This window comes from Cohnella rhizosphaerae (genome assembly GCF_029525575.1).
Lineage (GTDB): Bacteria > Bacillota > Bacilli > Paenibacillales > Paenibacillaceae > Cohnella > Cohnella rhizosphaerae.
Window position 1 is genome coordinate 940,968 of the sequence record NZ_JAPDIA010000003.1, and the last position, 23,899, is coordinate 964,866.

The 23,899-nt window shown below is 59.9% G+C and carries 18 protein-coding genes, 5 pseudogenes and 1 riboswitch; of the genes and pseudogenes, 13 read left to right on the forward strand and 10 right to left on the reverse strand.

The window, feature by feature from the left end; all coding sequences use genetic code 11:
* Positions 1 to 176: 176 nt before the first annotated feature.
* Entirely contained in the window at positions 177 to 701 is a 525-nt protein-coding gene (locus OMP40_RS09930; RefSeq protein WP_277531032.1) for a general stress protein, read from the reverse strand.
* Between the two features lie 237 nt (positions 702 to 938).
* Here OMP40_RS09930 and OMP40_RS09935 point away from each other — a divergent pair, with 237 nt between their 5' ends.
* Together OMP40_RS09935 and OMP40_RS09940 are read left to right on the forward strand one after the other, a co-directional pair.
* Complete coding sequence (locus OMP40_RS09935; RefSeq protein ID WP_277531033.1) at positions 939 to 1,877, forward strand: carbohydrate ABC transporter permease; 939 nt, start codon at positions 939 to 941, stop codon at positions 1,875 to 1,877.
* Positions 1,878 to 1,918: 41 nt separating this feature from the next.
* Positions 1,919 to 2,726: pseudogene (locus OMP40_RS09940) on the forward strand (carbohydrate ABC transporter permease).
* A 157-nt stretch (positions 2,727 to 2,883) separates the two neighbouring features.
* On the opposite strand, the gene OMP40_RS09945 reads toward OMP40_RS09940, so the two are convergent.
* Complete coding sequence (locus tag OMP40_RS09945; protein ID WP_277531035.1) at positions 2,884 to 3,111, reverse strand: hypothetical protein; 228 nt, start codon at positions 3,109 to 3,111, stop codon at positions 2,884 to 2,886.
* Between the two features lie 17 nt (positions 3,112 to 3,128).
* On the opposite strand from OMP40_RS09945, the gene OMP40_RS09950 reads away from it, so the two are divergent.
* The 5 genes and pseudogenes from OMP40_RS09950 (at position 3,129) to OMP40_RS41415 (ending at position 7,944) form a co-directional block, all read left to right on the forward strand.
* On the forward strand, positions 3,129 to 4,256 hold the full coding sequence (locus OMP40_RS09950; protein WP_277531036.1) for an ABC transporter substrate-binding protein: 1,128 nt from the start codon (positions 3,129 to 3,131) through the stop codon (positions 4,254 to 4,256).
* Positions 4,257 to 4,392: 136 nt separating this feature from the next.
* Positions 4,393 to 5,058: a hypothetical protein gene (locus tag OMP40_RS09955; RefSeq protein ID WP_277531037.1), complete on the forward strand. Its 666-nt coding sequence runs from the start codon at positions 4,393 to 4,395 to the stop codon at positions 5,056 to 5,058.
* Between the two features lie 25 nt (positions 5,059 to 5,083).
* Complete coding sequence (locus OMP40_RS09960; protein ID WP_277531039.1) at positions 5,084 to 6,253, forward strand: sensor histidine kinase; 1,170 nt, start codon at positions 5,084 to 5,086, stop codon at positions 6,251 to 6,253.
* 100 nt (positions 6,254 to 6,353) lie between these two features.
* Positions 6,354 to 6,677, forward strand: a pseudogene (locus OMP40_RS41410) (response regulator); the annotation flags it as partial.
* 1,033 nt (positions 6,678 to 7,710) lie between these two features.
* Entirely contained in the window at positions 7,711 to 7,944 is a 234-nt protein-coding gene (locus OMP40_RS41415) for a helix-turn-helix domain-containing protein (RefSeq protein ID WP_420871916.1), read from the forward strand.
* Between the two features lie 373 nt (positions 7,945 to 8,317).
* Here OMP40_RS41415 and OMP40_RS09970 read toward each other — a convergent pair whose 3' ends face one another.
* The 6 genes and pseudogenes from OMP40_RS09970 to OMP40_RS09990 form a co-directional block, all read right to left on the reverse strand.
* Positions 8,318 to 9,259 carry a transposase gene (locus OMP40_RS09970; RefSeq protein ID WP_277531042.1) on the reverse strand — a complete coding sequence of 314 codons (942 nt, stop codon included), beginning with the start codon at positions 9,257 to 9,259 and terminating at the stop codon, positions 8,318 to 8,320.
* 364 nt (positions 9,260 to 9,623) lie between these two features.
* Positions 9,624 to 10,103 carry a GNAT family N-acetyltransferase gene (locus OMP40_RS09975; RefSeq protein WP_277531044.1) on the reverse strand — a complete coding sequence of 160 codons (480 nt, stop codon included), beginning with the start codon at positions 10,101 to 10,103 and terminating at the stop codon, positions 9,624 to 9,626.
* Positions 10,096 to 11,385 carry a family 20 glycosylhydrolase gene (locus OMP40_RS09980; protein WP_277531046.1) on the reverse strand — a complete coding sequence of 430 codons (1,290 nt, stop codon included), beginning with the start codon at positions 11,383 to 11,385 and terminating at the stop codon, positions 10,096 to 10,098. The genes OMP40_RS09975 and OMP40_RS09980 overlap by 8 nt, the downstream gene beginning before the upstream one ends.
* 160 nt (positions 11,386 to 11,545) lie before the next feature.
* Positions 11,546 to 11,845 (reverse strand): annotated as a pseudogene (locus OMP40_RS41420) (glycoside hydrolase family 20 zincin-like fold domain-containing protein); the annotation flags it as partial.
* A 94-nt stretch (positions 11,846 to 11,939) separates the two neighbouring features.
* Positions 11,940 to 12,818, reverse strand: a complete 879-nt coding sequence (locus OMP40_RS09985) for a sugar isomerase domain-containing protein (RefSeq protein WP_277531048.1) — start codon at positions 12,816 to 12,818, stop codon at positions 11,940 to 11,942.
* Between the two features lie 143 nt (positions 12,819 to 12,961).
* Entirely contained in the window at positions 12,962 to 13,747 is a 786-nt protein-coding gene (locus OMP40_RS09990) for a glucosamine-6-phosphate deaminase (protein ID WP_277531049.1), read from the reverse strand.
* Between the two features lie 230 nt (positions 13,748 to 13,977).
* On the opposite strand from OMP40_RS09990, the gene OMP40_RS09995 reads away from it, so the two are divergent.
* The 5 genes and pseudogenes from OMP40_RS09995 to OMP40_RS10015 all read left to right on the forward strand — a co-directional run bounded on the left by OMP40_RS09995 (position 13,978) and on the right by OMP40_RS10015 (position 20,516).
* On the forward strand, positions 13,978 to 14,907 hold the full coding sequence (locus OMP40_RS09995) for a catalase (RefSeq protein WP_277531051.1): 930 nt from the start codon (positions 13,978 to 13,980) through the stop codon (positions 14,905 to 14,907).
* Between the two features lie 121 nt (positions 14,908 to 15,028).
* Positions 15,029 to 16,105: an ABC transporter substrate-binding protein gene (locus tag OMP40_RS10000; RefSeq protein ID WP_277531053.1), complete on the forward strand. Its 1,077-nt coding sequence runs from the start codon at positions 15,029 to 15,031 to the stop codon at positions 16,103 to 16,105.
* Positions 16,106 to 16,121: 16 nt separating this feature from the next.
* Positions 16,122 to 17,064: pseudogene (locus tag OMP40_RS10005) on the forward strand (ABC transporter permease).
* Positions 17,064 to 17,859 (forward strand): annotated as a pseudogene (locus OMP40_RS10010) (ABC transporter ATP-binding protein). The pseudogenes OMP40_RS10005 and OMP40_RS10010 overlap by 1 nt, the downstream one beginning before the upstream one ends.
* A 580-nt stretch (positions 17,860 to 18,439) precedes the next feature.
* Positions 18,440 to 18,598: riboswitch (cyclic di-AMP (ydaO/yuaA leader) on the forward strand.
* Positions 18,599 to 18,698: 100 nt separating this feature from the next.
* Positions 18,699 to 20,516, forward strand: a complete 1,818-nt coding sequence (locus OMP40_RS10015) for an APC family permease (RefSeq protein WP_277531055.1) — start codon at positions 18,699 to 18,701, stop codon at positions 20,514 to 20,516.
* Between the two features lie 44 nt (positions 20,517 to 20,560).
* Here the strand turns inward: OMP40_RS10015 and OMP40_RS10020 are convergent, their stop codons facing one another.
* Entirely contained in the window at positions 20,561 to 21,319 is a 759-nt protein-coding gene (locus OMP40_RS10020; RefSeq protein ID WP_277531057.1) for an SDR family NAD(P)-dependent oxidoreductase, read from the reverse strand.
* A gap of 45 nt (positions 21,320 to 21,364) precedes the next feature.
* Entirely contained in the window at positions 21,365 to 22,471 is a 1,107-nt protein-coding gene (locus OMP40_RS10025; protein WP_338131152.1) for an alanine racemase, read from the reverse strand.
* A gap of 148 nt (positions 22,472 to 22,619) precedes the next feature.
* Here OMP40_RS10025 and OMP40_RS10030 point away from each other — a divergent pair, with 148 nt between their 5' ends.
* Entirely contained in the window at positions 22,620 to 23,786 is a 1,167-nt protein-coding gene (locus OMP40_RS10030; RefSeq protein WP_277531059.1) for an N-acetylglucosamine-6-phosphate deacetylase, read from the forward strand.
* Positions 23,787 to 23,899 lie beyond the last annotated feature (113 nt).

The following is a 23,899-nucleotide window of genomic DNA, read 5'->3' on the forward strand; positions in this document are numbered from 1 at the left end:
ACATACTCGTCGGCTCGCTCCCGAAAAGAGTTCCTATCCAGGAACACTCGGGCGCACGGGTCGCCCGATGGGCTAAAAGTGTTTATATTCAAGCATAGCCAGCTAAGCGCGCCGGCCGCAGCCATACAGAAAAGCCCTCCCCCGTACCCGGAGGAGGGCTCGCCGTTAGCCTTGCATTACACGATATACGTATCCGAGTTCAGCGTATTGTTCGTCCGGAACGTGTCGTAGATGTGCGCGCGGCGATCCGGGTCCGTATCGACCAGGACCAGAATGCGGCCCGCATTCAAATCGTCGTCGTAGCGTTTCGCTTCGTCCTCCGGAATGCCGAGGCCGATGAGGCCGCCGACGATGCCGCCCGTGCCGGCGCCGACGGCGAGACCCGTGAGCGTCGCCGCGATCGGACCCGCCGCGAGGATCGGCCCGATGCCGGGCACGACCAGCAGACCGAGGCCGGCGAGCAGGCCGGTCAGGCCGCCGACCACGCCGCCCGTCGCCGCGCCTGCCGCCGCGCCTTCAGGCGCCTTGGTGCCCGTCTCTTCGGTGACGTAGTCCATGTCGTCCCGGTTTTTGCTGATGACCGATATATCGTCCGAAGTATACCCCTGACGCTTCAAATCCTCGATTGCTTTTACCGCGCCTTGCTCCGTATCGAATACGCCGACGATTCTGCGTTCCTGTGTACCGCGTTCCTGTGCCATAACGAATTCCTCCTCATGGATGATGGACAGCGTTTATCGCCCTCCATCGTTCTAAGCGATTTCGTTCACTATCTAATACCCCGATTCAGCCATTCTCATGCAGGGAATCGGATTTTTTTACGGCGACTGCGCGACTCGGTCAAAAAAAATTTGAAATGAGTCATATTCAGGCCTTATGGCTGCTTAAAGCGTTTTCTATACTATAGAAAACCGCCCATGCAAGGAGGCAAGCTCCAGATGGCTACCCTATACAACGGACAGGCCGGGCCGCCGAAGCCGCCCGCGACCCGCAGCTCCAGACGTTTGCGCGAGATCGCGGCAGGCTATATTTTTATCGGGCCGATGCTGCTTGGCGTCGTTGTTTTTACGCTGATCCCGCTGATCATGCTGTTCATCTTCAGTCTGACCGACTGGTCGTTCCTGACGGGGTACGACAAGCTGCGCATATCGGGCTTCGGCAACTTCTCCCGGCTGCTGCAGGACCCCGAGTTCGGCGAGTCGCTGCTCCATAATCTGATCATGCTGCTGGCGGTGCCGATCGGCATGGCGGCCGCGCTGCTGCTGGCGGTGCTGATCGCCGAGCGGGCGTACGGGTCTTCCTTTTTTAAGGTCATCTTCTTCATGCCGCAGATATCCAGCATCGCCGCCGTCGCGTTCGTCTGGCAAGTGCTGTTTCACCCGTCGTACGGCCCCGTCAACGGGTTTCTCTCCGCCGTCGGCGTTCACGAGCCGCCCAAGTGGCTGGCCGATACGCATTACGCGCTGCCTTCGGTCATGCTGCTGATGATCTGGATCGACCTCGGCGTGTCGCTGATCATTTATATCGCGGGCCTGAAAAACATTCCGCGCGACCTGTACGAGGCCGCCGACATCGACGGGGCGTCCGCGCGCACGAAGTTTTTCCGGATCACGTTTCCGCTGTTGACGCCGACGAGCTTTTTCCTGCTGATTACCGGCCTGATCGCCAATTTTAAGTCGTTCGCCATCATCAAGGTACTGACGGACGGCGGGCCTGCGCATTCTACGTCGGTCATTGTATACGATATTTACCAGCAGGGCTTCGTGAATTTGAAAACGGGCTACGCTTCGGCCATGTCGGTCGTGCTGTTCGTCATCATTCTGGCGATCACGTTCCTTCAGTGGGCCGGCCAAAGAAAGTGGGTGCATCAAGGATGAAGACGCAAGCCGCGGGGCGGCGCTCGCTGCCCTTGTCACGGATGGTCATCACGGCGCTCCTTGTCCTGTTCGGCATCGCATTCCTGCTCCCATTCGCCTGGATGCTGTCCGCTTCGCTCAAACCGGAGGTCGACGTGTTCAATTATCCGGTCGAGTGGATCCCGAAGCACTGGGCGGCGATCGAGAATTATCAAAAGGTATGGAACGGCAAAGCCAATTTCCCTTTGTACTACTGGAACTCGGTCCAAGTATCCGTGCTGACGACGCTACTCTCCGTCGTCGTGTCGGCGATGGCCGCCTACGGCTTCACCAAGGTGCGGTTTCCGGGCCGCAACGCGCTTTTTCTGGTCGTGCTGGCGACCTACATGATTCCGGTGGAGGCGACGCTCGTTCCGCTGTTCGTCATTTACCGCTCCATCGGTCTGTACGACACGCACGCGGGGCTCGTGCTGCTCGGCGGCTTCAGCGTGCTCGGCACCTTTTTTGCTCCGGCAGTTTTTCGCCGGCATATCCGATGAATATATCGAGTCGGCGCAGATCGACGGAGCGGGCCACTTCGCGATATTCGGCCGCATCCTGCTGCCGCTCGTCAAGCCGGCGATCGCCACCTATGCCATTTTGCGTTTCATCTGGACGTGGAACGATTATCAGACGCCTTTCATTTTCCTGAGCGACAAGGCGCTATACACCATTCAGCTCGGCATGAACGCGTTCGCGGACCGCAACGGTCAGTTTTACTCGCTCGTCATGGCCGCATCCGTCTCGGCGATCGTGCCTTTGCTCATCGTTTTTATCGTCGGACAAAAGCAGGTCATCGAGGGCATCAGCCTGGGCGGCGTCAAAGGTTGAGCAAACGAAAGCTTCCTGATCGGACGAAAACGGTCAATATTTTTTCGATTTAGTCAATTTTGGTATCTTATCGACAAGAAAACCCCAATGTTACGATTGTGTTACGAACCGTTCGTCTTCAAGCGGTACGACCATTTTCAGGGGGAGGTTCATTATGTTAAACAAAAAAGGTGCTGTCCGCTGCCATGGCATCCGCGCTTTCGCTCTCGGTGCTCGCCGGTTGCGGCAGCAACAACAACGACAATGCCGCATCTTCCGCCGCGCCGTCCGCTTCAGGGTCCGCCTCGAGCTCGTCCGCATCGTCGTCGTCGGACGCACCTGTTACGATCAAGCTCGCTTCATGGATGCCGAAGACGCAGATGGACGGCATGCTTGCAGAGTACAAAAAAAGAGAAGCCGAGCGTGACCGTCGAATACGAAGAGCTGGTCGAAAACAACGATTCGGAGGAAGGTCTTAAAAAGCTGGACCTGCTTATCGCATCCGGCTCCGATCTGGACGTCGTCATGTTTCCGAGCGCCGCCGAATACTCCAAGCGCGTCGGACTCGACTTGCTGGCGCCGCTGGACGACTTGCTGAGCGCCGAAGGCATCAAGGTGACGGACGAGTATACGGTCGATCCTTCGCTGAACGGCAAGGTGTACGCGCTGCCGGACACCTACGAGAACTACTTCGTGCTGCTGAACAAGGAGATGCTGGACAAGGCGGGTCTTCCGGTTCCGACGAACTGGACGTGGGACGACTTCTACGACTACTCGCGCAAATTGACCAGCGGGGAAGGCGCGAACAAGATTTACGGCACGTACTTCCACTCCTGGCCGATGTATATGCAGCTTGGATTGCTGAACCAGAGCAAAGACAACAACCTGGTGAACAACGGCGTGCTTAAAGTGGACAGCCCCGAGGTCCGCAAGTCGCTGGAAATCCGCAATCAGACGGAAAACGTGGACAAGAGCGCCATCCCGTACAGCGAAACCATCTCGCAGAAGCTGGCCTACCGTTCGGTCTACTTCGCCAAGAAGGCGGCGATGATCGTCACGGGCAACTGGATGATCAACGAAGCGGGCGGCTCGGACGAATTCCCGGCCACGTTCGTCAGCGCCTTCGCGCCGATGCCGGCCAACAGCCAGGGCGAGCCTTCGGGCGTGAGCCCGGCCAACGGCAACTTCATGGGCGTGCTGAAAAGGTCCGTAAACCAGCAAGCCGCCTACGACTTTATCCGCTGGTATACGACGAAGGGCGAGCAATGGAGCAACGTGTACTCGGCATGGAAAAAGCAGGACGTCGATCAGTTCATCTCCGGCTTGAAGACGAAGCTTAAGAGCCCGGACATGATCGATACCGATTCGTTGACCTACGTCATGAAGAACAGCCCCACGACGCCGCTCAACCTGCCGCCGGCCTACCAGTCGGAGCTTGAAGAGGCGTACGTCAAGGAAGCCGAGAAGTTCGTGCTCGGTCAGCAGGACATGGAGACGACCGTCTCGAAGGCATCCGCAGCTCTTCAGAAAATCGTCGACGCCAACAAATAAAAGGCCCTTACGGGGCAAAAAAGGCGCTTCGCAGGGATCGTTCCCTGCGGAGCGTTCTTGGTCTTTCGGACAAGCGTCGCCGACAGGCGCGGACAATGTTAGAATGCAGAAAGAGGCTTGACGGCGGGAGGGCGATATGGTGTTCATCGGACGCAGATTCATACACAGTCTCCGCGGCAAGCTCATGATGGCCGCGCTGCTGTGTCTCCTGCTGCCGGCAACCTTCACGTTGATCGCAGGCGACTACCTTACGCAGCGGATCGTCAGGGCGCAGGTCGTCGACAACGAGAACAAGTCGCTCGAGCTGACGGAGGTGTACTTGTCGAGCCTCTTCGACAACATGGTCCGCGTCTCCAACGGCATCATGTTCGACAACAATATTGTTTTGGCGTTGAAGGAAAACTGGCAGCGGTACAAGCTGGGGCAAGCCGACCCGGCCCAGGACGCCTTGGACGCGAAGGATATCGGGCACTTTCTAAGCAGCATCGCGTCTACGATGGGAAACGTATACGTCACGATATTGACCGTAGACGGGCATTACTTTACAAACTACCAATTCGATCTGTTCGGCGGGTTTACGCCGGCCAACTTTTTGCGAATGCCCTGGATTAAAAGCGTGGATGCGCTGCCGGGATACGAGATCGGCTGGATCGGTCTCGTGAACCAATATACGATGGACGGCAAGGGTACCGAACCGTACCTGCTTACGATGGCGCGCAATCTTCGATTGCCGTACGGGACGGATCCATATGCCTATATTGTCATCAGTATCGGGGGAGAGCAAGCTTGGGGAAATTTTTAAACACGACCTCGGCAGGCAGGAAACGATGCTGCTGGACGCGGACGGCCGCATTCTGGCGAGTCGCAACCGTCAACGAATCGGGCAGACGTTTCCGTTTCCCGACGAAGTGAATCGGGCGGATACGCCGCTGACGGTCCGGTACGAGGGCGAACAGTTTTTGCTCAGCCGGCATGATCTCGATTACGGCGGCTATCGCGTCGTCAGCCTTCGACCGTACAAGGAGGCGGTCAGCCAGCTCCACTCCGTGTCGCGTCTAACCTTTGCGGTACAGATCGCGGCGACGCTCGTGTTCCTCATCCTGTTCATTTACATGCTTCGGCAGTTCACCAAGCCGGTCGTGGCGCTCGGCAGGGCGGCCGTCGCGGTCGAGCGCGGCGAGCTTGCGGTTCGCTCCGGCGTGCGGGGCAGCGACGAGATCGGCAGGCTGGGCAAGCAATTCGACCAGATGCTCGGACGCATCGAAGACATGATCGGGGAGATCCGGGCCGAGCAGATGCAGAAGCGCAAGGCGGAGCTGGCGATGCTGCAGGCGCAGATCAATCCGCATTTTCTGTTCAACATCCTGAATTCCATCAGGCTGCGGATTCTGCTCAAAGGGGATGCGGAGAACGGCGAACTGCTGGCTTCGCTGTCGGGCCTGCTGCGGCAGACGATTCGCAGGGACGGAGAATATACTTCGCTGCATGAGGAGCTGGATGTGCTGCGGCGGTATATGGAGCTGCTGAATTTCAGGCAGCAGGAGAAGGCCGCGCTGGTAATTGAAGCGGCTTCGGATACGCTGGCGCTGCGATTGCCGCGCTTCCTGCTGCAGCCCGTCATCGAGAACGCCTATATTCACGGCCTTCGGCAGGAACCGGGCACGATCGTCGTGGAAGTCGCCCGCTGCGATGCGGCGATCGCGTGCCCAGGCACGGACGCGGCGGCGGAGGCGGTCTTGCGAATCGTCGTTCGCGATGACGGGGCGGGGATGTCGCTCGCGACGCTGCAGCGTCTGCGCGCCGAGCTTCGGTCGCAGCGCGGGGCGACGACTTCCGAGTACACGGCAGGAAGGCTGTCGGGCATCGGCATTGCGAACGTATACGAACGATTGCAGCTTATTTATGGCGAGCGTTGCTCCCTCACGCTGGACAGCGAGGAAGGAGCGGGGACGACGGTCGTCATCGAGATTCCGGCAGAGCCGCCGACATCCCCGTAACAGCGCGCCAAGGTTCGTAAGGCCCGATTGTTAGAAATGCGGGAAGCTGCGGCAGGCAACAAGATGCGAAATTGCGGGAGGGGAACCGATGTACTCCGTCATGCTCGTAGACGACGATTATCCGGTGCTGGAATATTTAAGCGCATCCATCCCTTGGAAGGAGCTGCATCTGGAAATCCATTCGGCCTGCAAAAACGGAGCGATCGCGCTCGAGCAGGCGCAAGCCGCGCCGCCCGACATCGTCATCACCGATATCGGCATGCCCCAGATGGACGGCATCGCGCTCATCGGCCAGCTTAAACGGCTGAAGCCCGACATTCGTTGCATCATCCTGTCCTGCATGGGAGACTTCTCCTATGCGCAGCAAGCCGTCCGTTTGCAGGTGGACGATTACGTGCTCAAGGAGACGATGCGGCCGGAGCAGATCGTGGCGCTGCTGCGCAAGCTGTCGGCGCAGCTCGCCGCGGAGAAGGAGCAATCCCGAGAGCTTGCCCGCTTGCAGTCAAAAAAAGAAGAGAATGCGCTCCTGCTGCGCCAAGGTTTGCTGGACAGGATGAACGCGGACGGCGGACGGGATCTCGAATGGGCGGACGGCGCGTCGGAAGCGGGCATCGGGTTCGAGGGCAAGGTGTGGCTGCCTGTATTGGTCGCCTTAAACCGCTTGTCCGAGTTGTCGCGGCGGCTGCCCGACGATCGTGCCTTGCAGTTGGCCGTCGGTCAAGCAGCGTCCGGGCTGACTGGCGAGCTGCCGGGAACTTTGCTGCTGCCGCACGGACGACGGGAAGCGATGCTGCTGTTTCCGTTCCGGCGAAGCCTCACCGAGATGAAGGTCGAATCGGTCCGCCCATCGCTGCGGGCGCTCGGCGAAAGGCTGTCCGCGGAGAGCGGCATCGCGGCGACCTTCCTGATCGGCACGTCGTCGGCGGCGCCGGCAGCGCTCGGCAGGGCGGTCCAACAGCTCTTGTCGTCCGGCGGCGGAAGATTCTATCTGCCCGAAGAAGGCATTTTTACGCTGGCGGAGCTTCCTACAATCGGAGAGGGCGATCTGCACGAAGTCTATCCTGAAGCGCTTCAGCGCATCCGCGACGCCTTCCTGGAAGAAGACATGGCGCAGCTCGAATCTGCCGTCGGCCACTGGTTGGATCAGGCGCGCGAGAGGCGCTGCCATCCCGAACTGGTCAAAGAGTGGACGCTCAAAATTTTGTTCGACAATCAGACGCGTTTTTTTGGCGTTGCAGCATTATCAGAGCGTATTCTCGATGGAAGTGCTGCATCGAACGCTGGGCGACATTGCCACGATTCAAGAGCTGGGAGATTGGATGCTGCAGTTTTTCAAAGAAAGAATGCCGCTGCTCGGCCTGATCTACAAGCAGTCGCGGCGTTCCGAGATATTGCGCGCCCAGCAATACGTCAGCCACAACATCGGCTCGAAAATCACGCTCGAAGAGGTCGCGGACATGCTGCATATCAACTCGAGCTATTTCAGCCGGCTGTTCAAGCGCGAGACGGGCTACAACTTCATTCAATACGTCACCAACGCCAAGATGGAACGCGCCAAGGAATTGCTCGCCCGAAGCAACATCAGCGTGGAAGAAGTCGCGGCGCGCCTGGGATACGAGAATAAAAGCTACTTTGCCAAGCTGTTTAAAAAGCATATCGGCGGCACGCCGGGCGAATACAGGGGAGACTGAACCGAGGGGGGCGGCACTACCCTTGTTCGCGCCGTTTGAACGATATCCCTTTGGGTCAGGGACATTACGCGCAGTTGCCCGTTTGAACGATATCCCGTTGGGTCAGGGGCATTACGCATTTTCCCGGGTTGAACGATATCCCCTTCGATCAGGGGGACACGCATCTTCCTGCAGGTGTAAAAGACATCTCTTTGCGTCAGGAAGACGGCATGCGGAGGGGTGTCTTTGCACAACAAAATTGCTGCAAATATAATAGCAGCACGAAACGCTAAAAAAGCCACGGTTCTCACGCTCTCGCTTGTCCGGCGACTTAAGCTGGCACGTTAGTGCAATATAGTGTGCGAGCGGCATGTTCTGCTCATCCACCGAGATGTTAACCGGTATGCTGCTGGATGCGCGCGGGATGACGGAAAACCCACTTTATCGGGCGGATGCCGGACCGGGCGCCTACGAGTCCTCGGTAGGTGACCGTCTTGGTGCTGCCGCAGCTGGCGATCAGCTCGGTTAACGCCTCTTTGCGGCTTATCCGACGAAAGCAAAATTCGTTAAGGTACGCCTGCAGATGCTTGGGACCGATGCCGCCGAAGGTGCGGGCGAGCCAACGCATGACCTCGAGCCATGCGTGATGGGCCGCGGCCCGTCCGTGGTGGCCGCGCTGAAGCGGTTCAACATGTCCGGATGCTTCGCCGCCGGCGACATGGAGATGCACAAAACGTTCCACGGATTCCTCGCCGTCTGTCCCCCCGCGAACGGCCGGATGGTCTCCCTCGGGACCATCGACGGCTTTCATTTTTACATGAGAAACATCTGCTGCTCCATCGAGCGAGACGCCGACCACAACCGGCTGCGGACGCAGCCCGCCCTGCACGAACGCGCTGCCGAAGTATCGGTGATACTCATAGCCGTAATATTCGGCCAGCAGTTGCAGGTCGCCTGCAAGGGGCCGCTCGCGATCCCACTCGCCAATGGCATGGCGCAGCTTGTGGTTGATCAGCCAGGCGGTCTTGTAGGTTACCTGGATCAACTCGGCCAACAGCTTGGCGCTGATGCCGATCTGCATCAAGAACATCGCCTGAAACCACTTGGTCAAGGGCGTTCGCGTACCCTCGAGCACCGTGCCTGCCGTCAACGAAGTCTGGTGAGCGCAGGATTTGCATTCGTACTGGCGTCCGCGGGACGACAATTTGTAGTATTGCGGATGAGCGCAGCGGGGACAGCGAAATCCGTCGGGCCATTTGGCGGCGAACAGGGCGCCCGCGCAGTCTTCCTCGCTATAGTCCGGGACGTAATCCTGAATCGAGAAGCGGCTGGGCAAGCGAATCCCTCCATACGGAACATATGTTCTTAAAATAACAAATTATGGGCATTAAATCAAGTCTGAAAATGAACAAAGTTGGCGGTATTGTCAGCCTTGGTGAAGGGGATAGCGGTGTAGAGCGGCGGGTAGGAAATGTAGGGAAGTTACGCAGCGCCGCGTTGCCGGGACGATCGCGCCCCTACTCCGGGCTCAGTGAATCTGCTGCGATGGAGTTTCGACGTGCGGCGGCGGCAGCTCCACGCTTTCTGACCGAAGGGGATATCGTTAAAACGGGAAAATAAGACGAATAAGCAGCGGGATGGAAAAAAATGGACCCAAGCAGAGGCGCTTGGGTCTCGCGTTAAGATGAGGTTTGAGGCAATTAGTTCAAAGCGACCAGGTTCCGGTACGCGCCGGGGAACGAATCGGGAATGACGGTCGCTCCGACGGTTTTGGCGTAGAAGCCGATCGCTTCTTCTACCCAGCCGATCACGGCGTAGGCGTAGCCTTCTTCGTGCATGGCGCGCAGCGTCTCGAGCAGGAGCGCTTTGCCGATGCCGAGTCCGCGGCATTCCGGCGCAACGCCGGTCGGACCGAAGAAGTTGCGTACGACGGCGTCATAAAGCGCGAAGCCGACGATCTCTTTGTTCCGGACGGCGATAAAGGCAAAGGAGGGCAGCCTGCCGAAGGCGCATTCGCACTCGCTGCGCCAGTTTTCGGTGAAATGCTTGCCGACGAATTCCGCCAGGCGTCCTTTGTCCGCGGTCAAGGCGCGCACGATGCGGATACCCTGGTTCTCGAGCGCGGCGAGCGCTTCCCTGCCGTCCGGCAGGTCGTATAATTTGACGAGCATGTCAGGCATGTCGCGATTCCTCCTCTTGATCGTCGGCTCGTCGTTCGCCAGCGGCGGCTTCGGCGGCGCCGGATGCGATCGCTTGCAGCTTCGCCTCGTACAGGCCGAACCGGTAAAAGCGCGAAGCGATGAACAGATCGGCCATAGCCGGCGGCAGCAGCGGCTCGATCGCATGGCGCATGGCGCTTTTCGCCGCCTCCAGGGCGGCGTAGCCGGTGCGGTGCTTGTCTCGGAGACTCGTTAGTACCTCTTCGCCCGGATACAGTTCCCCTCTGAACAAAAACGTATAGAGCGGCAGCCTGCGCTTGGCCGGCATCTCGTACTGGATCATCGCCGCGATCAGCTCGGCAACCGGTCGATTGAGGGCGATATCGGGCAGCAGCTCGGGCATGAGCTGATAGTAGTCTCCGATCTCGTAACCGTCGGCGGCGGCTGAGGCATCGTCCATGCCATGATATTGAGAGAGGAACCTTGAGAGATAGGTTTCCGGATCGGCACGGCGGTTCCAGCATTGCTCGGCCGAGAAGAAGGCGGGGTAGCGCGACGTCTCGAACAGGCCGTAGGGGCTGCCGAGCGCGAAGGGCGCCGACCAGTTCGTGCCGATGACGCCCGGCAGCTGCTCGGTCTCGGCGAGCGCGGTCCAACGCACAATGTTGGCCACGCGGTTGCGTATGACGGGGTAGTTCTGGTCCCCTTCGTCGTCCCAGCAGCGTACCGAGGAGGCGCCGATGACGGACAAGCCCGCGCGTCTGAGTTTGCCGATCATGTCGAGCGCGTCCCGTTGCATGCGGTGGCCGCCGTAGAGCCAGACGACGACGGTCACCTCGGGATCGAGCGCGGACAGCTCTTCGTGAGAGGCGTGCATCAGCATGTCGTGCCAGATCATCGGCCGCTTGCCGAGCTCGCGGACGCGGGCGGAGAGCCGATTGACGAATGCGATGAAGGATGCTTCGCGCGTCATGCCGGAGGCCCGGCAGTCCGGGCACTCGCCGAGGCTCCACACCTCGTCGCAGCCCATGTGAAGATAACGGCTGTCCGGGTGCAGCGCGGCGACGTCCTCGAGGATGCCCGCCATCATCTCGTACGCGCCCGGCCTGTGCGGGCACAGCTCGCCGACGCTGTCGGGCGTCTCGCGGAGCGCGATATAAGCGGGGTGCTTGAGGATGAACTCCAGGTGGCCGAACGACTGCTGCTTCGGTATCACCTCGATGAAGTGGTCGCGGCAGGTCCGAAGCAGAAGCGCATGCTCCGCTTCCGTCAGGGCCAGCTCCGGATGGCGCAAAAAAGGCATGGCGAAGAAAGGGCAGCTTGTCCTCGTATTCGACGACGAGCGTGTTCAGTTTATAATCGGCCATCTCCGCGATATATGCCAATAAGTTGGGGAAAGTAGGATAAACGGTTCGAAGGTCCAAGTAGTCGCTGCGAAGCGGCAAATCGGCCCAATCGGCAATTTCTACAGCGGGCAGCGGATCGTACCTGCGCATCAGATGAAGCAGCGTTTTCAAGCCGTAGTAAAGACCGGACGCTTCCAGGGCGTGCAGCGACAAGCCGCCGTCTCCGATGCGCAGCACATAGCCGTCATGTCGCCCGTCGAGTCGCTTGGCAGCTTCGCGGCGGAGAGGGAGGCCCTCCGACAGAAGCGCGTACGACCCGGGCGACGTTCCCAGGGCGACATGCGCTTCGCCGAACAGCTCGCGCGCCAGGCGCAGCAGCCTGTCGTCGGACCGCGGCATGAGCAGCTTGACGCGCATGCCGGCCAGATTGGCGGGCAACGGCGTCCGATGATCGTCTCCGTCTTCGGGCAGCAAGCCGCACGTATTGCGGCTGGGGGGATCAGGTCGAGCTTCATGACGATTCCTCCCGGACAATCGTTGATAAATGGCGCAGACGCCTGTTTTCCAAACACGCTTCGCTTGGCGCGAATCTTCTCGATGGGTCAGCCGCTAGAGCCATCTCACGCGGCCCTTGAACCGGTCGATGAAACGGTTGTTCCATTCGTCGCCGCCCGGGGCGTTCGCGCTCCGCCATACCGGTACCTCGATTCCTTTTTCCGCAAGAAGAGCTGCGGCAGTCATCATAAGCGCGTTCAGCAAAAAAGGCGTTGGCGAACGTGGACGTCGACCCCATCCGCGGCTCCAGCCCCCGGATCGGCAAGGCCGAATCGCCTGGCTTCACTTTGCTGTCCAGGTAATAGTCGCAGGCCTCGTATAGATTAAGACGGGACGGATGCCGCGCCGGGTGGTCTTTGGGGGTCGCATCGGCATGGCCGACCGAGGTGACGGCAATCGTGACGACGCCTCTGCGCTTCGCCTCCAGCGCCGCGTCGATACAGGCGGTGTTGATGCCGTAGGCGTTGGCGAGAATCAGGATGTCGCCCGGCCCGAGCCGATTGTCTTCGATGACGAGCTTGCCGTAGCCTGGCGTGCGCTCGACGGCCATCGAGCGGAGCGCGCCGTTCGAGATCATCGTGCCTTCGTCAAGAATGGCGCTGATGTGCATCAAGCCGCCGGCACGGAAGAAGATTTCCGTAGCGTTCATGTTGGAGTGCCCGCCGGGGCCGTACAGATAGACGAGCTTATCCTCCGCGATATGGTCGGCCAGCAATCCGGCCACCTCCAGCAGGCGGTCGCGGGGCTCGCTGCGAATCTCTTCGAGCAGACCCGTGATATACGTCAGGTATGCCCCCATGATGTCGTCCTGCGCGGACAGCGGTCGTTGGTTCATTTCGTTAACCTCCCTTTTCAAGTAAACTTCGGCGAATCGTTATCCGGCGCGCGGACCGGACGCATATCGTTCCGGTAGGCACGATGCGCGTCCGGATGCCGTCGCCGGTCCGTTCCTCAATTCCCTCCTTTGCCGGGTTCGTCTTAATCGGCCCGCTTGTAGGCGTAGCTGTCCGTGTCCGCGTACAGCACGCAGCTTTCGTGCCGACGAAGCGCGCTGGCCGGACAGGCCTCCTCGATCGGACCGTGGACCGCGCGGAGCACCGCTTGGCGTTTGCGCCGTCCGGGCACGATACATACGACATGCATGGCGGACAGTAAGGCGGGGATGGTCATCGTGAGCGCATGCGTCGGCACGCGCGCAAGCGAGTCGAAGCATCCGTCGTTGACCTGCTGAACCCGGCAGTCGGCGTCGAGCTGGACGACTTTGGCCCAGCGCGGATCGTCAAAGTCGGCGGGCGGATCGTTGAAGGCCAGATGGCCGTTCTCGCCGATGCCGAGACAGACGATATCGATCGGGGCTTCGCGGAGAAGCGCCTCGTATCGAAGCGCTTCCTTTTCGGCGTCTTCGTTGGGGTTCATGAGATGGACGCGTCCGGGTCTGACCTTGTCGAACAGCCGCTCGTTCAAATATCGCGCGAACCGCTGCGGGGCGTCGGCAGGCAAGTCCAAGTACTCGTCCATGTGGAAGGCGGTGACGCGGCCCCAATCGATATCGGGCTCCGCGGCCAGCGCGTCGAGAAATTCGTTCTGCGAGGGCGCGGCCGCGAACACGACGCGAGCGCTTCGGCCGCCGGCAAGCAGCGCCCGCAGCTTGCCGGCGAAGTCGTCGCAAGCCGCCTGGCCGAGCTGCCCTCTGTCCGCGAATACCTGCGTCCGAAGATTGTCCTTTAACAGCGAATAAACGGGCAATAACATGGACTGACTCAAATGCGTTCCTCCATTTCCATACAGGTGATTGCCCCTTGACTATAGCAAGGAGGCTCAAAAAAAATTTGACCTTTACCGGGTCTGATTTGACCGTTCGGCATGGCGGCGGGGCTACTGGCTTGAAGAAGGCGCAGCTGGCTTGAATCGGTTAACGATGCGCGAATAGGGTAAATATAACAATCGCGGCCCGCTTAACGGCCGGCTGTTCACGACTTGGAGGGAAATGACGGATGGACAACACATGGGGCGATCTGACGAACCCGACCGTAGACGAGCTCGAAAGACTGTCGGGCGTTCATCCCGGCAGCAGGCGGGTGCATGCGAAGGGCATATGCTGCCGCGCCGCGTTCAAGCCGAGCGGATTGGCGGCGGGGCTTACGACTGCGGTGCATCTGCGCGAGCAGGGCGGGGAGGTCGAGGCGATCGTCCGTTTCTCGGGCAGCTCGTCCGATCCTTCGCTGGCCGATCTTATGTCCCCGGGCAAAGGAATGGCCGTGCGGTTCCAGCCGGCGGGAGGCGACGTCTCGGTGCTGACGGCCGTAAACGTCCCGGTTTTCTTCGCCAAGACGCCGTCCTCTTTTATTGACCTGATAAAGGAAGCGAATCGGCTCAAAGGAGGCGGCTTCGAAGCGATCGCCGCCGCAGCGGAGCTGGCCGCTCACTTCCCCGAGGCGCGCCACGCGATGGCGCATATCGGCAAACTGCGGCCTCCTGCGAGCTACGGCGCTTGCCGGTACTACGCCATCCATGCCTTCATGCTCGTCGACGCGGCGGGCAAGCGCCGGCCGGCCAAGTTCGAGTGGTTGCCTGAGCTGGAAGTCGAGACGTTGTCGCTCGGAGCGCTAAAGTCGCTGCCGGAAGACTATCTGGAGCGCGACGCGGCGGAACGATTGAAGCATGCGCCGTTGCGCTTTCATTTAAATATCGTGCTGGGACAGGATGGCGATCCGACGGACGATCCCACCGTGCCGTGGCCGGACGGTCGGGAACGGATCGAGGGCGGCATCCTGGAGGTGACGGACGTCATCCCGGAGCCGGACGGACTGACGATGGATCCGACGGTAACGGGAGCGGGCATCGAGCCGTCGGACGATCCGATCCTCAGGTTTCGCAGTCCCGTTTACCGGGAGTCGGCGCGCAGACGGGGTCGCGGCGAATAGATGGGCGTGGCTGCCATTTGCGGCTCGGGCCGCTTTTGTTTTGCGCTGCGCTTTCATTGACGGATGAACGCTTTCACATTTAAACTGTAGTTTAAACTCACAGGACAAGGGGCCAAAAACGATGAAGAAAAAGATTTGGGCGTCCGCGCTTCTCTCGCTTGCCATGCTGGCGACGGCGGGCTGCGGCGCAAAGGACAACGGCAACAACGAAAATGGAGCCGCAAGCCCGTCGGCATCGCCATCGGCGAGCGCTTCGGCCAGCGCGTCCGCGCCTGCGGACGACAAGACTTACTCGATCGCGATCTCGCAGATCGTCGAGCACCCGTCGCTGGACGCGACCCGCGAAGGCTTCATCGCCGCGTTGAAGGACGCCGGTCTCGAGGAAGGCAAGAACCTGAAGGTTTCTTTTAACAACGCGCAGGGCGACCCGAACACGAACCTGTCGATCGGCCAGAAGATCGCATCGGAAAAGTACGATCTCGTCTTCGGCATCGCGACGCCGTCGGCCACCGCGCTGGCGCAGTACGTGAAAAATATGCCGATCCTGTTCGCGGCCGTCACCGATCCGCTCGACGCCAAGCTCGTATCGAACCTCGACAAGCCGGGCGGCAACATCTCCGGCATCTCCGACACGAACCCTGCCGCCGTACAGCAGCTGATGGATTTCATCGCCTCCGATTTTCCGAACGTGAAGAAGGTCGGCCTGGTCATCAACGAAGGCGAATCGAACGCCGTCGTCATGGCGAAAAACGCCGAAGCGCAGCTCAAGAAGCACAATATCGAGCTGGTTAAGGCGCCGGTCACGAACACGTCGGAGGTCAAGCAGGCCGCTGAATCGCTCGTCGGACGCGCGGACGCGCTGTTCATCACGCTGGACAACACGGTCGTCAGCAGCGTCGACGCGATCATCAAGGTGGCCAACGACAACCACCTGCCGTTCTTCTCCAGCGACCGCGATACGGTCGAGAAGGGCGCCTTCGCCACTTACGGCTTCAAGTACTACGACCACGGCTATCAAGCCGGCCAGATGGCCGTCGAGGTGCTCAAGAACGGTGCCAATATCGGCGATATGAAGGTCGGCATGCAGGAGAAGCTCGACCTGATCCTGAACCTGAAGGCTGCCGAAGCCCAGGGCATCACGGTTACGGACGACATGAAGAGCAAGGTGCAGGACACGGCCAACAATATTATCCAATAAAGAGTAGGTGTCGTCATTGTTCCATTCCCTGACCGGCGCAGTCGAGCTAGGACTTATGTATGCCTTGATGGCGCTCGGGGTATACATCACGTATCGCATCCTGGATTTCCCCGACCTGACCGTAGACGCCAGCTTCACGACGGGAGCCGGCATCGCGGCGGTGATGATCTCGCATGGCCAGGCCCCGTGGCTCGCGACGCTGGCGGCCTTCGGCGGCGGTCTCGCGGCGGGCGTCTGCACGGGTCTGCTGCATACGAAAGGCAAGGTCAACGGCTTGCTTGCGGGCATCATCATGATGATCGCGCTGTACTCGATCAACATGCGGATCATGGGCAAGCCGAACATCTCGCTGCTCGGCGAAAATACGCTGTTCTCGGGCATCGCCGCGCACGAATGGCATGATATTCGTCTTGCCTATATCGTCGTTCTGCTGCTCGTGGCGGCCGTCTTCAAGCTGCTGCTCGACGCCTTCCTCCATACGGACCTGGGGCTCGCGCTGCGCGCGACAGGGGACAACAAGCGCATGATCCGCAGCTTCGGCTCGAACACGGATCTGACGACGATCATCGGCGTCAGCCTGTCCAACGGACTCGTGGCGCTCTCGGGGGGCGCTGATCGCTCAGGACGGCGGCTCCGCCGACATCTCCATGGGTATCGGCATGATCGTCATCGGACTTGCGTCCGTCATCATCGGCGAAGCGCTGCTTGGACCGAAGCGCGTCTTCTGGGCGACGCTGGCCGTCGTCGTCGGTTCCGTCGCCTACCGTATCGTCTACGCGCTGGCGCTGCGCGCCGAGTGGCTGCATCTCAAGGTAACCGACCTCAAGCTGATCACGGCGGTCATCGTTATTCTGGCGCTCGTCATTCCGACGGCGAGCCGTTCGGCCAAGCAGAAGCAGCAGGCGAAGCGGCGCACGGCAGAGCTGACGGCCGGCATTCGCGGCAAGGAGGCGATCTGATGCTGGAGCTCGCGCAAGTATCCAAGCTGTTCAACCCCGGGACGCCGGACGAGAAGATCGCGCTCATGGACATCAACCTGAAGCTGAACGAGGGCGACTTCGTCACGGTCATCGGCAGCAACGGGGCGGGCAAGTCCACCCTGATGAACATCATCTCCGGCGTCATGCAGCCGGACATCGGCGACGTGCTCATCGACGGGCAATCCGTCGCGGCGAAGTCCGAGTCCGAGCGCAGCCGATGGATCGGACGGGTGTTCCAGGATCCGATGGCGGGCACGGCGCCCAACATGACGATCGAGGAAAATCTGTCGATGGCCTACGCGCGCGGCAAGCCGCGAGGCTTCGGCTGGGCGGTGACGGGGCGCAAGCGAGCCCTGTTCAAGGAGGAGCTGAAGCGTCTTGGCATCGGTCTGGACGCCAGACTGCGCGCCAAGGTCGGCATGCTGTCCGGCGGCGAGCGGCAGGCGCTGAGCCTGCTCATGTCCACGTTCACGCGGCCGGGCATTCTGCTGCTCGACGAGCATACGGCCGCGCTCGATCCGGCGCGCGCGGAGCTGATCACCCGCCTCACCGAGGAGATCGTCCGCAGCATGAAGCTGACGACGCTCATGGTCACGCACAACATGGAGCAGGCCATTCGTCTGGGCAACCGGCTCATCATGATGGACAAGGGCCGCATCATCCTCGACATCCCGCCCGAGCGCAAGCAGGACTTGACCGTGCAGAAGCTGCTCGGGGGAGTTCGAGCGCATCAGCGGCCACAAGCTGGCGGACGATCGGGTGGTATTGGGCTGAGTCTGGGCGCGTAGTATGGCATGCCGGTTGGAAAAAGTATAAGGGCGAAGCGGAAAAACGCTTCGTCCTTTTTTTTGAACATGAAAAAAAGTATATATAGAAGCGCTAATTTTAAGCAGGGGGGCTGCTTTGGAGGGAGAGCGAGCGCAAATGGCGCTTGACTTGAGACGGTTGAGCCGGGGGGGAGGAGCGGTAAGTGTTCAAAAGCAGTTAATCGGCTCGCAACCCGAGGCTATTGAGGAAATAAGTGTTCAAACGCATTTATTTGGTTCAAAAACGGGTCAAAACGTTCGAACACGAATAATTAATTGCGTTTCAACACTTAATCGCCCAAGGACGTCGTGATCGAGGAAATTAACTGCGTTTCAACATTTATTTGATAAGCGGCGAGCGCATGCGTGCGTTCCCTAACGCGATTTAGCAATAAATCGCGCCCGGACGCGCGCGACCGCGATAATGCAAGAGCCGCTCGCTTGTAACCGTTCTCTTGGCGCGCTAATCGGCCGCGGCGCTGTTTGAACTCCCGCGGCGGCATTTTACATGAAGACGGCGCGTGGCGTATGATTCAATTCGTCATTCAACATCCTAATCGCTGAATCCCGCTGAAGCGGGAACGGGGGAACCAACCGGGTGCCGCGCATGCGCGCCCAGGGGTGAATCGCCTGGCCCGGCCAGGCGTAGGGCTGCTTGCCGAGCCCGAATCCGACAGCTAACCTCGCAAGCGTCCGGAAGAGGAGCCTGCGCCGCTATTCGCGTACGAATAAGCTGCGGGAGACCCTTTCCTGCGGCTTTTTTTGATGCGCTTTGGCCCGTGCCGGAACAGCAAAGGAGATAACCCCATGGTCAGCAAAGTGAAGCGGCTACTGATCGGCAGACCGATGAAAAGCGCGGAAATCGAGGGAGCGAAGCTGGGCAAATTCAAGGCGCTGGCCGTCTTGTCGTCCGATGCGCTGTCGTCCGTAGCGTACGGCACGGAGCAGATCCTGCTCGTGCTCATGGCGGCAGGCTTCGCGGCCGTCTGGTACTCGGTGCCGATCTCGCTGGCGGTGCTCGGACTCTTATTTATCCTTATTCTGTCTTATCGCCAGACCATATACGCCTATCCTGCGGGCGGCGGCGCCTACATCGTGGCCAAGGACAATCTCGGCGTCTCGACGGGGCTGCTGGCCGGCGGTTCGCTGCTGGTCGACTATATATTGACCGTGGCGGTCAGCTCGTCCGCAGGGACGGACGCGATCACGTCGGCCTTCCCGTCGCTGCACGAGCATCGCGTCCTGATCGCGCTCGTCATCATCCTCGTCCTCACCGTGATGAACCTTCGCGGCGTGACCGAATCCGCGTCCGTGCTCGCCACGCCGATCTACCTGTTCGTCGTCGCGATCTTCGTGCTCATCGCCGCGGGCATCGTCAAGTACGCGACGGGCGGCGCGCCCGCCCACGTGCCCGAATTCGGGGCAGCGGTATCCAACGTCAGCCTCTTCCTGCTCCTCAAGGCATTCAGCTCGGGCTGCTCCGCGCTCACGGGCGTCGAAGCGGTGTCCAACGCCATCCCCAACTTCAAAAAGCCGGCCGAGCGCAACGCCGCGGCGACCTTGATCATGATGGGCACGATACTGGGCGCGATGTTTATCGGCATCAGCCTGCTCGCCTACTGGTACGGCGTAGCGCCGGACGAGAAGCAGACCGTCGTCTCGCAGATCGCCGAATCGACCTTCGGACGTGGCGCCGTTTATTACGCCATTCAGGCGCTGACCGCGCTGATCCTCGTCCTGGCGGCGAACACGGCGTATTCCGCGTTTCCGCTGCTCGCGTTTATGCTGGCCAAGGACAAATACATGCCGCACGCCTTCATGGTTCGCGGCGACCGGCTGGGCTATTCCAACGGCATCATTTTTCTCGGCGTATTCTCGGCGCTGCTGGTCATCATTTTCCACGGCAACACGGAAAACCTGATCCCGCTGTACGCGGTCGGCGTCTTCATCCCGTTCACGCTGTCGCAGCTCGGGATGATGGTCCGCTGGATCAAGCTGCGCCCGCCGGGCTGGACGACGCGCCTCGCGGTCAATACGATCGGCATGCTCACGACGCTCAGCATTACGCTCATCTTCATTTTTACCAAGTTCACGCACGTATGGATGGTGTTCGTTTTTCTGCCGATCGTCATGTGGACCTTCTTCGCCATCGCGCGCCACTATCGCAATACGGCCGACGAGCTCCGCATCGATCCGGCCGAGGAGAAGCCGTGCATCAAGGGCAGCACGATCGTCGTGCCGGTCGCCGGCGTCACCCGCGTCGTCATGAACTCGCTCAGCTACGCCAAGTCGCTGACCGACAACGTCGTCGCCGTCTACGTCGGCTTCGACGACGAGGATATCGAGCGGATGGAGAAAAAGTGGGCGGAGTGGGACCCCGGCGTACGGCTCATCACGCTGAGGTCGAGCTACCGAAGCATCATCCGGCCGATTATGAAGTTCATCGACACGATCGAGTGGAAAACCGCCGAAACCGACCATATCACCGTCCTCATCCCGCAGTTCATCGCCAAGCACTGGTGGCAGCATATTTTGCACAATCAGTCGAGCCTGCTGCTCCGCGCTTACCTGTACAATCAGAAGGACGTCATCATCGCGACCGTGCCTTACCATTTAAGGCGTTAACGCGAGGGATTCGGCTGATCAAGATTTGCTGTCCGCGTCGCCGCTCAGGAGAGCTTGATGAGCTGGCCCCCGTCGACGACCATACAATGACCGGTCATATAGCGCGATTCGTCGCTGGCCATGAACAAGGCCGCCGCCGCGACATCCTCAGGCTGACCGACGCGCTTCATCGGGATCGTCTTCAGGTATTCCGCAATGGCGGGCGGGTTATCGATGAGCGGCTTCGTCAGTCGCGTCTCGATAAAACCGGGGCACAGCGCATTCACGCGAATGTCGTGCTCTGCCATTTCCAACGCCATGGACATCGCCAGCAAGTTAATGCCGCCCTTGGACGCGTTATAATGAACTTGATCCGCCTCGGCCGCCAAACCGTTGACGCTTGATATTTGAATAACGGAGCCCCCGTGTCCTTGCTTGACCATCTCCCGGCATACGCGCTGGGATACGAGGAAGGTCCCCTTCAGATTGATCGCCATATGCAGGTCCCAATCCTCCTCCGTGATTTCCAGGAAGGGAGCGGTCCGATTAATGCCTGCATTGTTCACGAGGATGTCGATGCGTCCCCAACGCCGCAGCACTTCAACCACCATCCTGTCGACATCGCTTTTCAACTGGACATCGGCTTCGATGGCCAGCGCTTGACCGCCCTGCTCTGCGATATCGGCAGCGGTTTGCCGCAGCGCTTCTTGGTCCCGATCGGATAGAGCAACTTTCGCGCCTTCTGCCGCGAAGCGGGTCGCGATTGCCCGACCGATCCCGCGGGAAGCGCCGGTTATCAGCGCGACTTTATGGCTCAGTCTCATTTTTTATCCCCTCCAATGCCATTTTCTGCAGCTTCACTGAACGGATTAACGAATTTTGCCGCGCGCATCGACGCGGATCGGCCTTTCCGCCCGCTCTCCGCGAATGCCTTGCAGCTCGTCGTGCAAGTTCGCGGTCGTGCAGCAATGATTAGGCACAAACTGCAGCTTGTCGCCAATATTGAAGCGGACGCCGTCGGGCAGGCGAACAATGCCGTGTTCCTCGCTCAGACGCTCGATGTAGACGTCGGGACGGTCGCGCAAGGTTCCGTATCCTGGGCTGTGAGCAAGGGTATCGCTGCTGAACGTTTTCGATCCTGCATCGATAATCGCAGTCCCGGGCCTCGGCGTGCTGACGACGGTCGTCCATACATGCATGGCGCATTCCTTTTCCGTGATTGCGCCGATGGATAGCTGCGACAGGTCTCCGAACACGTAAGCGCCCGGACGGATCTCGGTTACGCCGTTCAATTCGCCGATAAACTTGGAAGTGGGCGTGGAGCCGACGCTGATCTCCGCGATCGGGATGCCCGACTGCTCCAGCAGCCGCTTGGATTGCAACAGTCCCTCCGCTTCGATCCGGGCGGCTTCTCTTAGCTCCGCTTCCGTTTTTTTGCCGTAAGCATAGCCGCCGTGCGTCATCAATCCGACGACGTCGACATGGGCGAGTTTTGCAATCTCCCGAACGAGCTCGGCCGTTTCCGCTCCCGGCTCTTTCCCGCAGCGGTTTAAGCCGGTATTGACGTCGACGTAGAGCCGGACTTTGCTGCCGATGGAGCGGCCCAATTCGGACAGCCCGTTAGCGACCTCCACGCTGTCCGCGCTGACGATGACCTTCGCGCGAGCCATTAATTGCGCTAGCCGCTGCAGCTTTTCCTTGCCGACGATCGGGTAGGCCACCAGAAAATCGTCGATGCCGGCATCCGCAAGCACTTCCGCCTCGCCGAGCTTGGCGACCGTAATGCCGCAAGCGCCGGCGCGGATTTGCGCTTTGGCGATCCATGCGCTTTTATGCGTCTTAAAATGCGGACGAAGCTTCACGCCGGCCTTCCGCGCAAGCTCTGCGGTGTGCCGGATGTTCTGATCCAGCGTATCCAGATCGATCAGTACGGCCGGCGTATCCAGATCGATCCATTTTTGCGGATTCGCGTCGATGGGTGTCCCCTTCTTTCTAAAAAAATATTATATGGTTTTATTTAATAAAACCAATGTTTCATTGTGCTACAATGGTAATCGAGATTAAGTGTCTTGTAAAGAGAGCGACTTTGATCGCAGAACCCCGAAGGAGGCAACCTCATCATTTATGGAGACGATCGTTTGCGGGAAAGTCGTGACGCCGTTTAGCGTTATCGAAAAGGGCATGGTCGTCGTCAAGGACGGCCGGATCGCAGAGGTAGGAGAACGAGTTCCGGAACGGTTGGTCCGCGCCGGAAACGTGCTCGATCGGCAGGGCGAGTATATCGTGCCCGGCTTTGTCGACATCCACTGCCATGGGGGCGGAGGATGCTGGAGCTTCGACGAGCCCGAGCGATTCGCCGAATTCCATCTTCGACGCGGGACGACCGGCATCCTGCCGACCTTGTTCTATAATCAATCGCACGCCGAGATCCTCGAGGGGCTGGCGCGCGTGCAAGCCGTCATGGCCCAAGGCGGCAGTTCGATCTTGGGCATTCATCTCGAAGGCCCGTACATCAATTCGAAATACGGAGCGGTCACCGCCCCGATCCGTTCCGTGAATCAAGCGGAATATCGCGAGATCCTGGAGATGGCGGGCAAGGAGATTTTGCTGTGGACGTTGGCGCCCGAACTGGACGGCCAGACCGCCTTCATGGAAGAGGCCTCCCGTTACGGCATCGTTTTTTCCGTCGGCCATTCGGAAGCCGACCCGGAGACGATTTTTGCCGCGCATCGGTTAGGGCTGAGACTGGGCTGCCATCTTACCAACGCATCGGGCGTTACGCCTAATCAGTCGCGTTATGCGGGTACGAGAGAGGTGGGCGTCCATGAAGCGGTGCTGGCGCATGACGAGATGTACGCAGAAGTCATTCCTGACGCGAACGGCATCCATGTTCGCCCGCTGATGCTGCGTCTGATCGTCAAGGCGAAAGGCGTGGATTCGGTGATCGTCATTACCGATAGCGTAGATCTGGGGGGGACGGTTCCCGGTCAGGACGTGAACTTGATCCGCGGCAATGAATTTTCTCCGAACGGCGAAGACCTCATGCTATCCGGCAGTTTATTGACCATGGACCGCGCCGTTCACAATATGAGGAAGCATACCGGAATCGGCATGGTGGACGCCTGCAAGATGGGGGCCCTGAATCCGGCCCGCCTGCTTGGCCTGGACCGCGATCTCGGCAGCATCGAACGGGGGAAAATCGCGAATCTCCTGGCCGTCACCGAGGATATGGACGTACAGATGGTGATGCTGGAAGGGCATTTGAAGCATCTTGCGCAGAACGGGCGTTAAAAAACGGGACCGTCGACTACAAGCTGAGGCTTGTTATGGCCAGGGCGTTAGGCGTTAGGCGGTAGACATAGGCTCCGCAGGATTATCGGCCGAAGGGGGGCAGTTTTTCCCTT

Coding starts and splice junctions, on each gene's coding strand:
- OMP40_RS09930 (WP_277531032.1), bottom strand. CDS start 701: ATGGCACAGGAACGCGGTACACAGGAACGCAGAATCGTCGGCGTATTC.
- OMP40_RS09935 (WP_277531033.1), top strand. CDS start 939: ATGGCTACCCTATACAACGGACAGGCCGGGCCGCCGAAGCCGCCCGCG.
- OMP40_RS09955 (WP_277531037.1), top strand. CDS start 4,393: ATGGTGTTCATCGGACGCAGATTCATACACAGTCTCCGCGGCAAGCTC.
- OMP40_RS09960 (WP_277531039.1), top strand. CDS start 5,084: ATGCTGCTGGACGCGGACGGCCGCATTCTGGCGAGTCGCAACCGTCAA.
- OMP40_RS41415 (WP_420871916.1), top strand. CDS start 7,711: ATGCTGCATATCAACTCGAGCTATTTCAGCCGGCTGTTCAAGCGCGAG.
- OMP40_RS09975 (WP_277531044.1), bottom strand. CDS start 10,103: ATGCCTGACATGCTCGTCAAATTATACGACCTGCCGGACGGCAGGGAA.
- OMP40_RS09980 (WP_277531046.1), bottom strand. CDS start 11,385: ATGCCTTTTTTGCGCCATCCGGAGCTGGCCCTGACGGAAGCGGAGCAT.
- OMP40_RS09985 (WP_277531048.1), bottom strand. CDS start 12,818: ATGAACCAACGACCGCTGTCCGCGCAGGACGACATCATGGGGGCATAC.
- OMP40_RS09995 (WP_277531051.1), top strand. CDS start 13,978: ATGGACAACACATGGGGCGATCTGACGAACCCGACCGTAGACGAGCTC.
- OMP40_RS10000 (WP_277531053.1), top strand. CDS start 15,029: ATGAAGAAAAAGATTTGGGCGTCCGCGCTTCTCTCGCTTGCCATGCTG.
- OMP40_RS10015 (WP_277531055.1), top strand. CDS start 18,699: ATGGTCAGCAAAGTGAAGCGGCTACTGATCGGCAGACCGATGAAAAGC.
- OMP40_RS10020 (WP_277531057.1), bottom strand. CDS start 21,319: ATGAGACTGAGCCATAAAGTCGCGCTGATAACCGGCGCTTCCCGCGGG.
- OMP40_RS10030 (WP_277531059.1), top strand. CDS start 22,620: ATGGAGACGATCGTTTGCGGGAAAGTCGTGACGCCGTTTAGCGTTATC.